The organism is Enterobacter sp. BWH52 (assembly GCF_001037565.1).
GTDB lineage: Bacteria > Pseudomonadota > Gammaproteobacteria > Enterobacterales > Enterobacteriaceae > Enterobacter > Enterobacter hormaechei_C.
The window spans coordinates 3600674-3616420 of sequence record NZ_KQ089854.1 but is presented as its reverse complement, the minus strand read 5'-3'; the positions used below and the strand labels follow the sequence as shown (position 1 = coordinate 3616420).

Here is a 15747-nt window from a genome sequence, read left to right as displayed (position 1 = left end):
ATGAGTCTGTTACTGGCAATTCTTCAGGCGCTGGTGCTGTTCGCCGCCGCGCCGCTGCTGTCGGGCATCACGCGCGTGGCGCGCGCCCGGCTGCACAACCGTCGCGGACCTGGCGTGCTCCAGGAGTACCGCGATCTCTTCAAACTGCTCTCCCGTCAGAGCGTCGCGCCGGATGCCGCGGGCTGGGTGTTCCGCCTGACGCCGTTTGTGATGGTGGGCGTGATGCTGACCATCGCCACCGCGCTGCCGGTGGTGACGGTGGCGTCGCCGCTGCCGGTGCTGGGCGATCTGATTACGCTGATCTACCTCTTCGCCATCGCGCGTTTCTTCTTTGCGATTGCGGGCCTGGACACCGGCAGCCCGTTTACGGGTATCGGCGCCAGCCGCGAGGCGATGCTCGGCGTGCTGGTTGAGCCAATTCTGCTGCTGGGGCTGTGGGTCGCCGCGCAGGTTGCAGGCTCGACCCACATCAGTTTTATCACCGACACCGTTTACCACTGGCCGGTTTCACGTTCGCTCCCGCTGGTGCTGGCGCTCTGCGCCTGCGCGTTCGCCACGTTTATCGAGATGGGCAAGCTGCCGTTCGATCTCGCGGAAGCGGAGCAGGAATTACAGGAGGGGCCGCTCACCGAGTACAGCGGCTACGGCTTTGCGGTGCTGAAGTGGGGCATCAGTCTCAAGCAGCTGGTGGTGTTGCAGATGTTCGTCGGCGTTTTCTTCCCGTGGGGGCAGATGACGCACTTCTCTGCGGGCGGCCTGCTGCTGGCCGTGGTGGTGGCTGTGCTCAAGCTGCTTATCGGCGTGCTGGTCATTGCCCTGTTTGAAAACAGCATGGCGCGCCTGCGTTTTGTCGAAACGTCACGCATTACCTGGGCTGGTTTTGGTTTTGCATTTTTAGCGTTCGTCTCCTTGCTGGTGGCGTGATTAAAGAGAGTGTTTATGTCTGAAGAAAAGAAAGGTCAGCAGTATCTCGCCGCGTTGCATCAGGCTTTCCCGGGCGTGGTGCTGGAGGAGTCCTGGCAAACCAAAGACCAGATCACCGTCACCATTAAGGTGAACTATCTGCCGGAAGTGGTGGAGTTTCTCTACTACCAGCAGGGCGGCTGGCTGTCGGTGTTGTTCGGTAACGACGAGCGCCAGCTGTGCGGCAGTTACGCGGTGTACTACGTGATGTCGATGGAGCAGGGCGAGAAGTGCTGGATCACCGTGCGCGTCGAGGTCGACCCGAATAAACCGGAATACCCGTCCGTCACGCCGCGCGTGCCCGCCGCCGTCTGGGGCGAGCGCGAAGTGCGCGACATGTACGGCCTGGTGCCGGTTGGCCTGCCTGACGAGCGTCGCCTGGTGCTGCCGGACGACTGGCCGGATGAACTCTATCCGCTGCGCAAGGACAGCATGGACTACCGCCAGCGCCCAGCCCCAACCACCGACAGCGAAACCTACGAGTTCATCAACGAGCTGGGCAGCAAGAAGAATAACGTGGTGCCGATTGGCCCGCTGCACGTTACCTCTGACGAACCGGGCCACTTCCGCCTGTTCGTCGACGGCGAGAACATTATCGACGCCGACTACCGCCTGTTCTACGTCCACCGCGGCATGGAGAAGCTGGCGGAGACCCGCATGGGCTACAACGAAGTCACGTTTCTTTCTGACCGCGTGTGCGGCATCTGCGGCTTTGCCCACAGCACCGCCTACACCACCTCGGTGGAAAACGGCATGGGGATCGTGGTGCCGGAACGCGCGCAGATGATCCGCGCCATTCTGCTGGAGGTGGAGCGCCTGCACTCGCACCTGCTGAACCTCGGCCTGGCCTGCCATTTCGTCGGATTTGACTCCGGGTTTATGCAGTTCTTCCGCGTGCGCGAGGCATCAATGAAGATGGCGGAGATCCTCACCGGGGCGCGTAAAACCTACGGCCTGAATCTGATCGGCGGGATCCGCCGCGACCTGCTGAAAGACGACATGATCCAGACCCGCCAGCTGGCGCAGCAGATGCGCCGGGACGTGCAGGAGCTGGTGGATATGCTGCTCAGCACGCCCAACATTGAGCAGCGCACCGTCGGGATTGGTCGTCTTGACCCGGAAATCGCCCGCGACTTCAGTAACGTTGGTCCGATGGTGCGCGCCAGCGGCCACGCCCGCGATACCCGCGCCGATCACCCGTTCGTCGGCTACGGCCTGCTGCCGATGACCGTGCACAGCGAGCAGGGCTGCGACGTCATCTCCCGTCTGAAGGTGCGCATCAACGAGGTATTCACCGCGCTGAACATGATCGACTACGGCCTCGATAACCTGCCGGGCGGCCCGCTGATGGTGGAAGGCTTCACCTACATTCCAAACCGCTTTGCCCTCGGCTTTGCCGAAGCGCCGCGCGGGGACGACATCCACTGGAGCATGACCGGCGACAACCAGAAGCTCTACCGCTGGCGCTGCCGTGCGGCGACCTACGCCAACTGGCCAACCCTGCGCTACATGCTTCGCGGCAACACGGTCTCCGACGCGCCGCTGATCATCGGCAGCCTCGACCCGTGTTACTCCTGCACCGACCGCATGACCGTCGTGGACGTGCGCAAGAAGAAAAGCCAGGTGGTGCCGTTCAAAGAGCTTGAGCGCTACAGCATCGAACGTAAGAACTCGCCGCTGAAATAAGGATTCGCCATGTTTACCTTTATCAAAAAAGTGATCAAAACCGGCGCGCAGACCAGCAGTTATCCGCTGGAGCCGATCCCGGTTGATAAAAACTTTCGCGGCAAGCCGGAGCACAACCCGCAGCAGTGCATCGGCTGCGCGGCCTGCGTCAACGCCTGCCCGTCGAATGCCTTAACGGTGGAAACGGACCTGAAAACCGGCGAGCTGGCCTGGCAGTTTAACCTCGGGCGCTGCATCTTCTGCGGCCGCTGCGAGGAGGTCTGCCCGACGGTCGCCATTCGCCTGTCTCAGGAGTACGAGCTGGCGGTGTGGAAAAAAGAGGACTTCTTCGAGCAATCGCGCTTTGCGCTGTGCAACTGCCGCGTCTGCAAGCGTCCGTTCGCCGTGCAAAAAGAGATCGACTACGCCATCGCGCTGCTGAAGCACAACGGCGACGTCCGCGCGGAGCATCACCGTGAAAGCTTCGAAACCTGCCCGGAGTGCAAGCGTCAGAAATGCCTGCTGCCGTCTGACCGCATCGATTTAACCCGCCATATGAGAGAGGCCAGCTGATGGAAAACTTACTCGGCCCGCGCGACGCTAACGGCATTCCGGTGCCGCTGACGGTGGAGGAGTCCATCGCCAGCATGAAGGCGTCGCTGCTGAAAAAAATCAAACGCTCGGCCTACGTCTATCGCGTGGACTGCGGTGGCTGCAACGGCTGCGAGATTGAGATCTTCGCTACGCTGTCGCCGCTGTTTGACGCCGAGCGCTTCGGCATCAAGGTGGTGCCGTCCCCGCGCCACGCGGATATCCTGCTGTTCACCGGCGCGGTCACCCGCGCGATGCGCTCGCCTGCGCTGCGCGCCTGGCAGTCTGCGCCGGATCCGAAAATCTGCATCTCCTACGGCGCCTGCGGCAACAGCGGCGGCATCTTCCACGATCTTTACTGCGTCTGGGGCGGCACCGACAAAATCGTGCCGGTGGACGTCTACATTCCGGGCTGCCCGCCGACGCCCGCCGCCACGCTGTACGGTTTTGCCATGGCGCTCGGCCTGCTGGAGCAGAAGATCCACGCCCGCGAGCCAGGCGAGCTGGACAACCAGCCAGCCACTATCCTGCACCCGGACATGGTGCAGCCGCTGCGGGTGAAGATCGACCGCACGGCACGCAGGCTGGCGGGCTACCGCTACGGACGCCAGATTGCCGACGATTATCTGCGTCTGCTCAGCCAGGGCGACCATCAGGTGGCGCGCTGGCTGGAGGCGGAAAACGATCCGCGTCTCAATGAGATCGTGGCGAACCTGAACAACATCGTGGATGAGGCGCGTATCCGATGAGTGAAACGGTGGTGTTCAGCCAGCTGAGCCGTAAGTTTATTGATGAGAACGACGCCACGCCAGATGCGGCGCAGCAGGTGGTTTACTACAGCCTGGCGATTGGGCACCACCTCGGGGTGATCGACTGCCTGGAGGCGGCGTTAACCTGCCCGTGGCCGGAATACCTGGCGTGGATCGCCACGCTGGAGGAGGGCAGTACGGCGCGGCGCAAGATGGAGGGCGTGCCGAAGTATGGCGAGATCGTCATCGACGCCAACCACATTGCGATGCTCGCTAACGCCTTTGACGCGGCGCTGAGCGTACAAACCCCGGCGCAGCAGGCGTGGAGCAAAACGCTGCTCGGCATGCTGCACGATATTCATCAGGAGAGCGCCATCTACCTGATGGTGAGGAGATTACGTGACTGACGTTTTACTGTGTGTCGGCAACAGCATGATGGGCGACGACGGCGCGGGTCCGCTGCTGGCGGAACTGTGCGCCGCAAACCCGCCGGGCAACTGGGTGGTGATTGACGGCGGCAGCGCGCCGGAAAACGACGTGGTCGCCATCCGTGAACTGCATCCGGACAGGCTGTTAATCGTCGATGCCACCGATATGGGGCTTAACCCCGGCGAGATCCGCCTGATTGACCCGGACGACATCGCCGAGATGTTTATGATGACCACCCACAATATGCCGCTGAACTACCTGGTGGATCAGATCAAAGACGACGTGGGCGAGGTGCTGTTTTTGGGCATTCAGCCGGATATTGTCGGGTTTTATTACCCGATGACGCCGCCGGTGAAAGAGGCGGTGGAGGGGGTGTATTCACGGCTTGCCGGGTGGGTTGGGGATGGAGGTTTTTCTCCGCTCTGAGCAGTGCCGGGTGGCGGCTTCGCCTTACCCGGCCTACCAAACCCATCTCCCTCTCCCTGTGGGAGAGGGCTGGGGTGAGGGCAACAGGCTACTCGAGATCCCCCCCGTTACTCGCAATCACCTTCTTATACCATCCAAACGATTTCTTGCGTTTCCGTTCCAGCGTGCCGTTCCCGGCGTCGTCGCGGTCGACGTAGACAAATCCATAGCGCTTGCTCATCTCCCCGGTTGAGGCCGAGACCAGGTCGATGCAGCCCCAGGTGGTGTAGCCCAGCAGCGGAACGCCGTCCTCAATCGCGTCGCCCATCGCGCGGATGTGCTCGCGCAGGTAGCTGATGCGGTAGTCGTCGTTAATCTCGCCGTTTTCATCAATGACATCTTTCGCTCCCAGACCGTTTTCCACCAGGAACAGCGGCTTCTGGTAGCGGTCGTACATCATGTTCATAGTGATGCGCAGGCCGAGCGGGTCGATACCCCAGCCCCACTCGCTCACCTGAATGTGCGGGTTGCGCAGGGACTTCACGATGTTCGCCGCGCTGGTGTTGCCCGCGTTCATGTCCGCCGACGCGCAGCGCGAGGCGTAGTAGCTGAACGAGACAAAGTCGACGGTATTTTTCAGCAGTTCGTCATCGCCCGGGTCTTTCACAATCACGACGCCTTTTTCGCGGAATACGCGGGCAGAGTAGGCCGGATAGCTGCCGCGCGCCTGCACGTCGATAAAGAACAGGTTCTCGCGGTCTTTCTCCAGCGCCATCCACACGTCTTCCGGCTTGCAGGAGTAGGGATAGAAGTTACCGCCCGCCAGCATGCAGCCGACCTGATTTTCCGGGTTCACCTCGTGAGCGATTTTAGTCGCCAGCGCGCTCGCCACCAGCTCGTGGTGCGCGGCCTGGTATTTCACCTGGTCTTCGTTTTCACCTTCCTCAAACACCAGCCCCGCGCCGGAAAACGGGCTGTGCAGCATGATGTTGATTTCGTTGAAGGTCAGCCAGTATTTCACCAGCCCGTTAAACTCTTCGAAGCAGGTGCGGGCGTAGCGGGCGAAGAAATCGACCATCTTACGGTTGCGCCAGGAGCCGTACTCCGTCACCAGGTGCATCGGCACGTCGAAGTGGCAGAGGGTCACCAGCGGCTCGATGTTGTACTTTTTGCACTCCTCGAACACCGCGCGGTAGAAGGCAATGCCTTCCTGATTCGGCAGCGGTTCGTCGCCGTTCGGGTAGAGGCGGCTCCAGGCAATCGAGGTGCGGAACACCGTAAAGCCCATCTCCGCCATCAGGGCGATGTCTTCTTTGTAGCGATGGTAAAAATCAATCGCCTCGTGGCTCGGGTAGAATTCGTCGTCCCGCAACGAAAACCGTTTTTCCTTGCCGACTTTTACCGCCAGGCGGTTTGCGCCGTGGGGGATCATATCGACCGTCGTCAGTCCTTTGCCGCCTTCACGGTAAGCCCCTTCACTCTGGTTGGCGGCAAGCGCGCCGCCCCATAAAAATCCTTGTGGAAAAACAGACATTCTTACCTCGCTTTCAGTTTATGCTTCTGCTGCTTTGTTCTGTACCGGTGCGGTTTGCAGGGCGCGTGCTTTTTCGGCTTCGTCTTCTACCGGGATATCCTCAAACCCTAACAGCAGGGTCAGCACAAACGACAGCACCACTGCCAGACCCATCACGCCAAACACCCAGACGATGGTCATCGGGTTGGCCGGGTCGAAGAACTGCACGCTGGTAAACAGCCCCGGCGCCGCCATCGAATGGCTGGCAAGACCGGCCATTCCTGCCACCGCGCCGCAGATAAAGCCGCTGATCAGACTCGCAATCAGCGGACGCTTCAGGCGTACCGCCACGCCGTACAGGGCCGGTTCAGAGATCCCCGCCATGATGGCGGAGGCCGCCGCGGCCAGCGCCGTCTGGCGCAGCTCCGGGTTTTTGGTTTTCCACGCTACCGCCAGCGATGAACCGCCGAGCGACAGGTTGGCGCCGATTTCCGACGGCATCACCATCCCTTCTTTGCCCGTTTCGGCAATGGTCTGGATGATGGTCGGCGTAAACACGCGGTGCATCCCGGTCATCACCAGCAGCGGCCACAGCGCGCCCATAATGGCAACGGAGAGCCAGCCCAGATAGCCGTGAATGGTGTAGACCAGCGCGGAGATGGCGCTGCCGATCCAGATCCCGAGCGGGCCAATCAGTACGATGGCGAGCGGGGCGGCAATCAGCACGATCAGCATCGGCTTGAGGAAGTTTTTCGTCACCGCCGGGGTAATGCGATCCACCCAGCGTTCGATGTACGACAGGCACCAGGTCATCACCAGCGCCGGGATAACGGTATAGGTGTATTTCACCGCCGTCACCGGAATGAACGCGAACTCAACGTGCTCGCCCTGCGCGGCCTTGGCCATCAGCTCGATAAAGCTCGGGTGAACCAGCACGCCCGCGATGGCGATTGCCAGGGACATGTTGGTTTTGAACTTCACCGCTGCGGAAGCCGCCACCATCAGCGGCAGGAAGAAGAACGCGCCGTCGCCGATAACGGTCAGGATCGTCAGCGTCGGGTCACCTTTGCCCAGCACGCCGGTCATCTCAAGGATCATCGCCAGCAGCTTGACCATCGACCCGCCGATGATCGCCGGGATCAGCGGAGACATAGTGCCGATCAGCGCGTCGAGGATCCCGGCGCCAATCCGGCGCAGCGTGAGCTTCTGTGGACCTTCCGCTACGGCAGGTTGCAGGTTAGCGGGCAGCAGGCTCACCACTTCACGGTATGCCTGGGACACGGTGTTGCCGATGATCACCTGGCACTGGTTGTCGTTGCGCACCACGCCGAGCACGCCGCTGATGCTTTTCAGGCGCGCGGTGTCGGTAAGGCTTTCGTCTTTCAGAACGAAGCGCAGGCGCGTCATGCAGTGGGTGACGGCGACGATGTTCTCTTTACCGCCCAGCGCGCTAACAACGTCGTTTGCCAGCGCAGCGTAATTTTTTGCCATCGGATGTGATCCTGTTATCGTTGTGAGAAGTGTAGGAAACCGGTTTCACATAATCATCATGAGTTTCTTTTAATGAAACAAGACCACTTTTTATGCATTTTTTCGTTTCGTGATGACGATCACTCGTGGCCGTAAAAAGCGTGATAACGCCGCTGCGACAATTTTTCTGCGGTGAAGTACACTGCGGCTCATCGGTTTTGAATGGAATAACACTATGACCACCATGCTGGAAGTGGCGAAGCGGGCAGGCGTGTCGAAAGCGACGGTCTCCCGGGTGCTGTCGGGGAACGGTTACGTCAGCCAGGAGACGAAAGACCGCGTGTTTCAGGCCATCGAAGAGAGTGGGTATCGCCCCAATCTGCTGGCGCGAAACCTGGCGACCAAACGCACCCAGACCCTGGGGCTGGTGGTGACAAACACCCTGTACCATGGGGTCTACTTTAGCGAGCTGCTGTTTAACGCCGCGCGGATGACGGAAGAGAAGGGGCGTCAGCTGATCCTGGCGGACGGCAAGCACAGCGCCGAAGAGGAGCGCGAGGCGATCCAGTACCTGCTCGACATGCGCTGCGACGCGGTAATCATCTACCCGCGTTTTCTGAGCGTGGAAGCGCTGGACGAAATTATTGAGAAATGCGAGCAGCCGATTATGGTGCTCAACCGCCGTTTGCGGAAAAACAGCAGCCACAGCGTCTGGTCCGATCATAAAGCGTCGTGTCAGGACGCGGTATCGCAGCTCATCGCGAAAGGCCACCGGGAGATTGCGTTTATCACCGGTTCGCTGGATTCCCCCACCGGGGTGGAGCGTCTTTCCGGCTACAAGGACGCGCTGGCGCAGCACGGGATTGCAGTTCGTGACGCGCTGATCGCCGAAGGGAAGTGGAGCCCGGCCAGCGGCGCGGCGGCGGTCTCTCAGCTGCTCACCCGCGGCGAAGCGTTTACCGCGCTGGTGGCGAGTAACGACGATATGGCGATTGGCGCCATCAGGCAGTTGCACGAGAGCGGCGTCGCCACGCCGGGCGCGGTGTCCGTCATCGGCTTTGACGACGTGGCAATCGCGCCCTATATCGTGCCGTCCCTCTCCAGCGTGCGTATTCCGGTAACGGAGATGATCCAGGAGACCATCAGCCGCCTGATTTTCATGCTCGACGGCGGTGAGTTTAAGCCTCAGCAAACCTTCTCCGGCGAGCTTATCCTGCGCGACTCCGTCATTGACGGCCCGCATCGCTGACGTCGACATCTGTCATCGTCACTAATGACGATGACAGAACTACTTCTTTTTATTTCGCTTTAAAATCAACGCATTAAATATTGGCACGGTTTATGAATAGCTTCGCGCATAACAGTTATGCCGGAGAAGCAGATGAACCGTTTTATTATGGCCGATGCCAGCAAATGCATTGGTTGCCGTACCTGTGAAGTGGCGTGCGTGGTGTCCCATCAGGCAGAGCAGGATTGCGCCTCTCTCACCCCTGATACCTTCCTGCCGCGCATCCACGTCATTAAAGGCGTGAATATTTCTACCGCCGCTATCTGTCGCCAGTGTGAAGACGCGCCGTGCGCCAACGTCTGTCCGAACGGGGCGATTAAGCGCGAGAAAGGCTTCGTGCATGTGATGCAGGAGCGCTGCATCGGGTGCAAAACCTGTGTGGTGGCGTGTCCGTATGGCGCGATGGAGGTGGTGGTTCGCCCGGTGGTTCGCAACAGCGGTATCGGGCTGAGCGTGCGCGCGGAGAAAGCCGAAGCCAATAAATGTGACCTCTGCTACCACCGCGACGCCGGTCCGGCGTGTATGGAAGCCTGCCCGACGCACGCGCTGGTCTGCGTGGATCGCGACAAGCTTGAGCAGATGAGCGCCGAAAAGCGCCGTCGCGCGGCGTTCGACACCTCGTCATCACTGCTGTTCTGAACCGTATGAGCAGCAACGGCGTTCAGCTGCGGGTGCGCGGCAAGGTGCAGGGCGTGGGGTTTCGTCCCTTCGTCTGGCAGCTGGCGCACCGGCTGAAGCTTGTGGGCGATGTCTGCAACGACGGAGAGGGTGTCCTGGTGCGTCTCGCGGGTAATGGGGGGGACTTTACCGCGAGGCTGCATCAGGACTGCCCACCGCTGGCGCGCATCGATCGCGTTGAAACGCAGCCGTACAGCTGGAATACGCTGCCGGACGAGTTTGTCATCCGCCACAGCGAGAGTGGGGCGATGGACACGCAAATCGTCCCGGATGCCGCCACCTGTCCCGCGTGCCTGGCGGAGATGCGCGATCCCCGCGAACGTCGCTACCGCTACCCGTTTATCAACTGCACCCACTGCGGGCCGCGGTTTACCATTATCCGCGCCATGCCCTATGATCGCCCGGCCACGTCAATGGCGCCATTCCCGCTCTGTGTGCCCTGTGAAACGGAGTACCGCAACCCGGCTGATCGGCGTTTTCACGCCCAGCCAGTGGCCTGCCCGGACTGCGGGCCGCAGCTGGAGTGGCGAGCCGGGGAGGCTGCTGCTGCCCGCGAATCGGCGTTAAGCGCGGCGGTGGCGATGCTGGAAGGCGGCGGGATTGTGGCGGTCAAAGGGCTGGGCGGTTTTCACCTGGTCTGCGACGCGCTTAACCCGCAGGCGGTTCGGAAATTACGGGCACGCAAGCAGCGCCCGACCAGGCCGCTGGCGGTGATGATCCCGCATGCGAACGATCTGCCGAAGGCCATCCAGACGCTGTTACGTTCACCCGCTGCGCCGATTATGCTGACGCCAAAAGCCTGCCTTCCAGCGTTTCCTGAGGAGATTGCGCCGGGGCTGAATACGGTCGGCGTGATGTTGCCTGCGAACCCGCTCCAGCATTTGCTGATGTTGGACTGTCAGCGTCCGCTGGTGATGACCTCCGGCAACCTAAGTGGCCATCCACCCGTCATAAACAACCAGCAGGCGCTGGAAGAACTCAGTGACATCGCTGACGGCTTCCTGCTGCACAACCGCGACATCCTGCAACGGATGGATGATTCAGTGATGGACCAGGAGGGCACGATGTTGCGTCGCGCACGCGGTTTTGTGCCGGATGCCATCACATTGCCCGCCGGATTCCGCGACATCCCGCCCATGTTATGCACCGGCGCGGAGATGAAAAATACCTTCTGCCTGGTACGTGGCAACCAGGCGGTGCTGAGCCAGCATTTTGGCGATCTGAGCGACGAGGGCGTAGAGGCGCAGTGGCGCAGTGCGCTCTCGACGATGCAGGAGATCTACGCTTTCCAGCCAGAGCGTGTGGTGTGCGATGCCCATCCGGGATATCACGCCCGACAGTGGGCCCGGACGCAGGCGCTGCCCGTTGAGACCGTGCTGCATCATCATGCGCATGCGGTAGCGTGTCTGGCGGAGAACGGCTGGCCGCTCGACGGCGGGGATGTTATTGCCCTGACGCTGGACGGGATCGGCATGGGCGAGAACGGCGCGCTGTGGGGCGGCGAGTGCCTGCGGGTGAACTATCGCGACTGCGAACGGCTGGGCGGTCTGCCAGCCGTTGCGCTGCCGGGGGGCGATCTGGCGGCAAAACAGCCGTGGCGCAATTTGCTCGCCCACTGTCTGGCGTTCGTACCTGACTGGCAGCAGTACCCGGAAACTGAGGTGGTACAGCGTCAAAACTGGCCGCTGCTGGCAACGGCGGTGTCGCGCGGTATCAATGCGCCGCGGGCCTCCTCCTGTGGTCGTCTGTTCGACGCCGTGGCCTGTGCGCTGGGCATTGAAACGCAACGCTATGAGGGCGAAGCCGCGTGCCGGCTGGAGGCGCTGGCCGAACGCTGTGCAGGGGTTGATCATCCGGTGACGCTCCAGACGGATAACCTTGCGCTGTTCTGGCAGCAGTGGCTGGCCTGGCGGGCGGAGCCCGGCGAGCGCGCCTGGGCCTTTCACGATGCGCTGGCAAAAGGGCTGAGCGAACTGGCGGCAACGCATGCCCGCCGACGGTCGCTCTCTACGGTGTGCTTCAGCGGCGGCGTCCTTCACAACCGCCTGCTGCGCGCGCGCCTTCGTCATTACCTTTCTGATTTCACGCTTCTTTTTCCTTCGCGCCTGCCCGCAGGTGACGGAGCGATCTCCTTCGGGCAGGCGGTGGTTGCTGCCGCCCGATCATGTTTACAAAGGACTTAAAATGTTACGACTGTTACGCAATGAACCTCGTGCAGCGTGCCTGCTGCTGGCTCTCGGGATGGCTAACCTGCTGGCCTGGGGGCTGGCGTGGCACACCTTTAGCGACAGTACGGCGCTGATGGCGGCCAGCCTGCTGGCCTGGTGTTACGGACTGCGTCATGCGGTGGATGCCGACCATATCGCCGCGATTGATACCGTGACGCGTAAGATGATGCAGCAGGGCAAGCGCCCGTCCGGCGTGGGCGCATGGTTTTCCCTCGGACACTCCACCATCGTGGTGCTGGCCTCCATTGCTATCGCCGCTACCGCCACGGCGTTTCAGAAAAACATGGCATGGTTCCACGAAACCGGCAGCCTGATTGGCACCGCCGTCTCCGCCACCTTCCTGCTGGCGATGGCGCTGGTGAATATGGTGATCCTGCGCGGCGTCTGGCGCAGTTTTCAGGCACTGAAACACGGCAGGCCGGTGCAGGGCGACATCACGCTGCCTGCACAGGGTGGCGTCATGAACTGGCTGTTCGGCAAAACCTTCCGCCTCGTCAATAAAAGCTGGCAGATGTACCTGGTCGGTTTCCTGTTTGGCCTCGGCTTTGACACGGCCACCGAAATCGGCGTGCTGGGGATCTCCGCCGCCAGCGCCTCCAGCGGGATGTCGGTGTGGTCGATCATGATCTTTCCGGCGCTCTTCGCCAGCGGCATGGCGCTGGTGGATACGCTCGATAACCTGCTGATGGTGGGTGCCTACGGCTGGGCGTTTAACAAACCGCAGCGCAAGCTGTACTACAACATGACCATCACCGGCACTTCGGTGGTGGTGGCGCTGTTTATCGGCGGCCTGGAAGCCCTGGGTCTGCTGATGGACAAGTTCTCCCTCAGCGGCGGCGTGTGGGATCTGATTGGCGCGGTGAACGATAACCTGGGTGATGCCGGATTTGTGGTGGTCGGGCTGTTTGTCGCCTGCTGGCTGATCTCGATGGCGAACTACCGCTGGCGCGGTTATGACGCGCTGGTGGTGCGCTCCTGACGCTGAAAGGGTAGCCATAAAAAAAGCCCCGGGACATCGGGGCGGTGGACAATAAAATCCAAAGGTTAAGTAAGCGTGGCAGTACTATAGGCCGGGTAAGCGGAGCGCCGCCCGGCATGACGAGGGTTAAGCAGGTAACGATTTCAGCAGCGCGAAGGCCTCCTTCATTCTGTCTTCGCTGACCACAAAGGCGCGCATCTGACCGGCAGTATCGGTGCCGCGCGCCACCATGCCCTGAGGCGAAAGGGCAATCTGCCAGTCCAAATCCTGACGCTGCGTTTCACCTGCGAGATGCAGCGGTAGTTCCGGCGTTTTTACCTTCACCAGCATGGCGGGTAATTTCACCGGGGCGTTGCCGCCGAGCAGGTTTTTCGCCAGGAACATGGCGCTTAACTGAATCGGTTGCAGGAATGGCAGCACCTGGCCGTTAATTTCCGCGCAGTCGCCCAGGGCATAAATATCCGGCTGGGTGGTTTGCAGGTAGCTGTCCACCTTCACGCCGCGATTGATCTCTGCGCCCGCGCGGTGCGCCAGCGCGGTTTCCGGGCGCAACCCCGTCGCCGCAATAACCACATCCACTTCCACGCTGCGGTTGTGGTCGAGCGTCGCACAAATGCCGGTTTCGGTTTTGCTCAGGCTCTGCAACTGCGATTTCAGCAGCAGATGCACGCCCATGTCGGTCAGACGATGCTGTAAGCGACTGCTTACTTCTGCCGGCATCAGCGCTGACAGAATGCTGGCCGCGTGGTCAACCAGGGTGACGGATTTTCCCGCCCGGCAGAAGTCCATCGCCAGCTCGGTGCCAATCAGCCCGCCGCCGACAATCATCACCCGCGTGGCGTCGCGTAACAGGGTCTCGCTGGCCTGATACTCCAGCTGGCTGTTGAGCGTGACCATTAGTTCGCGGCCCTCAACCGGCGGCACAAACGCCGATGCCCCCGTCGCCAGCACCAGCTTGTCGTAGTGCCAGGTTTTATCTTTCGCGTTCACCACGTGGGCGTCGGCGTCGATATCGGTCACCCAGGTGTACGGAAACAGACGCAGGTTAAACTGTTCTGCAAACTCCCCCGCCGTCTGGCGGGTGAGATCGTCGGCGCGCTGATTCTGGCTAATGACGTGGCTTAAATCAGGCTTGTTGTACTCATCCATGCTGTCGGCGGCGATTACCGTCAACGGCACGTTAGCATCCTGTTTGCGGATATTTTTCACCAGCTGGCGGGCGGCAAAGCCCGAGCCGATAATGACGATGCCGTGGCTCATTTTGCCTCCGTTGCCAGTTCATCAAAGACGTCTTTCCCGAGGGAACATTCCGGGCAGAGGAAGTTGTCCGGCACCTCGCTCCATGGCGTACCCGGCGCGACATCCTGCAACGGCTCGCCCAGCTCAGGATCGTAAATCCACTGGCAGACGCTGCACTGCATGCAAGGGCCGAGGTCGGCAGCGGCAGGAGCGGCTTCTGCTACGGCTTCCGGCGCAACAGCCGCGGCGGGTGCGGTTTCCGGCAGTGGCGCAAGCGCCCACTGGCGGGCAATGTCGCGACCGTGCTGGCGACAGATTTCCAGCGCGTCGAGATCCGGACGCCATTTCGCCTTCAGGCTCAGGGACATCTCAAAACCGGCATCCTGTAAACGGGTGGAGAGACGGTCTACCGCGCCGCCGCTCCAGCCGTGTGAACCAAAGGCGCTGGCGCGTTTGTTACGGAAGCGCAGGCCGGTCATCTCTTCCACCAGTCCGGCAATTTTCGGCATCATCACGTTATTCATGGTGGAGGTACCCACCAGCACGCCTTTGGAGCGGAAGACGTTGGTCAATACCTCATTCTTATCGCTGCGCGCCACGTTGAAGATTTTCACCGCCACGTTCGGGTCAACTTCGTTGATGCCCTGGGCAATGGCGTCCGCCATCATGCGGGTGTTGTTGGACATGGTGTCGTAGAAGATCGTAATGCGGTCTTCCTGATAGTCCGCCGCCCACTTCAGGTACAGTTCGACAATCTGGGTTGGATTTTCACGCCATACCACGCCGTGGGAGGTGGCAATCATATCCACCGGCAGGTTGAAGCCGAGGATCTCGGTGATTTTTGGCGTGACCAGACGGCTGAACGGGGTCAGGATGTTGGCGTAGTAGCGTTGGCACTGTTCGAACAGCTCGGTCTGATCCACTTCGTCGTTGAACAGACGTTCGTCGCAGTAGTGCTGGCCGAAGGCGTCGTTACTGAACAGCACCGCGTCACCGGTCATGTAGGTCATCATGCTGTCCGGCCAGTGCAGCATTGGGGTTTCCACGAAGATCAGCTGTTTGCCGTTGCCGATATCCAGCGTGTCGCCGGTTTTCACAGTGTGGAAGTTCCACTCCGGATGGTGGTGGTGGCCGTTGATGGAGTCAATGGCGTTAGTGGTGCAGTAGATCGGGGTATCCGGAATGTGGGACATCAGCTCGGTCAGCGCCCCGGCATGATCCTCTTCCGCGTGGTTGATGATAATGTAGTCGATCTCATTCAGATCGATTTCGCTGCGCAGGTTCTGCACGAACTCGCGGCTGAATTTGTGATCGACGGTATCGATCAGGACGTTTTTACCTTCACGAATGAGATAGCTGTTGTAGCTGCTGCCGCGCAGCGTTTTGTATTCCGTCCCGTGAAAATCACGTACTTCCCAGTCACGTTGACCCACCCAATGAATGTTATTTTTAACCAGAATAGACATAGCAACCTCAACTTAATACGGCGTTTTCAAATAAGATGACTGTCATATATCAAGTTGCGTGCCAACTTTTTAAATTATTGAAAA

At 60.7% G+C, this 15747-nt stretch carries 14 protein-coding genes; 10 read left to right on the top strand and 4 right to left on the bottom strand.

All coding sequences use genetic code 11. The annotated features are described in order from the left end of the window. From SK47_RS17020 to hycI, 6 genes are read left to right on the top strand one after another with little or no spacing between them, the layout of a single operon-like run. Window positions 1–924, top strand: a complete 924-nt coding sequence (locus SK47_RS17020; protein ID WP_022651742.1) for a respiratory chain complex I subunit 1 family protein — start codon at window positions 1–3, stop codon at window positions 922–924. A 15-nt stretch (window positions 925–939) separates the two neighbouring features. Then, window positions 940–2649 carry a formate hydrogenlyase subunit HycE gene (gene hycE, locus SK47_RS17015; RefSeq protein ID WP_048244826.1) on the top strand — a complete coding sequence of 570 codons (1710 nt, stop codon included), beginning with the start codon at window positions 940–942 and terminating at the stop codon, window positions 2647–2649. 9 nt (window positions 2650–2658) lie between these two features. Then, the gene (locus SK47_RS17010) at window positions 2659–3201 is read left to right on the top strand and encodes a formate hydrogenlyase complex iron-sulfur subunit (RefSeq protein WP_048244825.1); all 543 of its coding nucleotides are present in this window, start codon (window positions 2659–2661) and stop codon (window positions 3199–3201) included. Further along, window positions 3201–3968 carry an NADH-quinone oxidoreductase subunit B family protein gene (locus SK47_RS17005; RefSeq protein WP_003862141.1) on the top strand — a complete coding sequence of 256 codons (768 nt, stop codon included), beginning with the start codon at window positions 3201–3203 and terminating at the stop codon, window positions 3966–3968. The genes SK47_RS17010 and SK47_RS17005 overlap by 1 nt, the downstream gene beginning before the upstream one ends. Next, window positions 3965–4375 (top strand): formate hydrogenlyase maturation HycH family protein, encoded by a 411-nt coding sequence (locus tag SK47_RS17000; RefSeq protein WP_003862143.1) that lies wholly within the window; start codon window positions 3965–3967, stop codon window positions 4373–4375. The genes SK47_RS17005 and SK47_RS17000 overlap by 4 nt, the downstream gene beginning before the upstream one ends. Continuing rightward, complete coding sequence (gene hycI, locus SK47_RS16995; protein WP_003862145.1) at window positions 4368–4823, top strand: hydrogenase maturation peptidase HycI; 456 nt, start codon at window positions 4368–4370, stop codon at window positions 4821–4823. Before SK47_RS17000 ends, hycI begins: the two co-directional genes overlap by 8 nt. Before the next feature lie 88 nt (window positions 4824–4911). On the opposite strand, the gene SK47_RS16990 is transcribed toward hycI, so the two are convergent. Together SK47_RS16990 and ascF are read right to left on the bottom strand one after the other, a co-directional pair. After that, window positions 4912–6336, bottom strand: coding sequence for a 6-phospho-beta-glucosidase (locus SK47_RS16990; RefSeq protein ID WP_045335695.1), 1425 nt, complete (start codon window positions 6334–6336; stop codon window positions 4912–4914). An 18-nt stretch (window positions 6337–6354) separates the two neighbouring features. Further along, window positions 6355–7806, bottom strand: coding sequence for a PTS cellobiose/arbutin/salicin transporter subunit IIBC (ascF, locus tag SK47_RS16985; RefSeq protein ID WP_023314719.1), 1452 nt, complete (start codon window positions 7804–7806; stop codon window positions 6355–6357). 214 nt (window positions 7807–8020) lie between these two features. Here ascF and SK47_RS16980 point away from each other — a divergent pair, with 214 nt between their 5' ends. From SK47_RS16980 to SK47_RS16965, 4 genes are all read left to right on the top strand, one after another. After that, window positions 8021–9034 carry a LacI family DNA-binding transcriptional regulator gene (locus tag SK47_RS16980; RefSeq protein ID WP_048244823.1) on the top strand — a complete coding sequence of 338 codons (1014 nt, stop codon included), beginning with the start codon at window positions 8021–8023 and terminating at the stop codon, window positions 9032–9034. 132 nt (window positions 9035–9166) lie between these two features. Further along, a complete protein-coding gene (gene hydN, locus SK47_RS16975) occupies window positions 9167–9712 on the top strand; it encodes an electron transport protein HydN (protein ID WP_017382793.1) in 546 nt (181 codons plus the stop codon). A 5-nt stretch (window positions 9713–9717) separates the two neighbouring features. After that, window positions 9718–11934: a carbamoyltransferase HypF gene (gene hypF / locus SK47_RS16970; protein ID WP_048244821.1), complete on the top strand. Its 2217-nt coding sequence runs from the start codon at window positions 9718–9720 to the stop codon at window positions 11932–11934. Window position 11935: 1 nt separating this feature from the next. Beyond that, window positions 11936–12958, top strand: coding sequence for a HoxN/HupN/NixA family nickel/cobalt transporter (locus SK47_RS16965; protein ID WP_003862154.1), 1023 nt, complete (start codon window positions 11936–11938; stop codon window positions 12956–12958). 126 nt (window positions 12959–13084) lie between these two features. Here the strand turns inward: SK47_RS16965 and norW are convergent, their stop codons facing one another. Beyond that, on the bottom strand, window positions 13085–14218 hold the full coding sequence (gene norW / locus SK47_RS16960) for an NADH:flavorubredoxin reductase NorW (RefSeq protein ID WP_048244819.1): 1134 nt from the start codon (window positions 14216–14218) through the stop codon (window positions 13085–13087). Further along, complete coding sequence (norV, locus tag SK47_RS16955) at window positions 14215–15663, bottom strand: anaerobic nitric oxide reductase flavorubredoxin (protein ID WP_022651734.1); 1449 nt, start codon at window positions 15661–15663, stop codon at window positions 14215–14217. Before norV ends, norW begins: the two co-directional genes overlap by 4 nt. Window positions 15664–15747 lie beyond the last annotated feature (84 nt).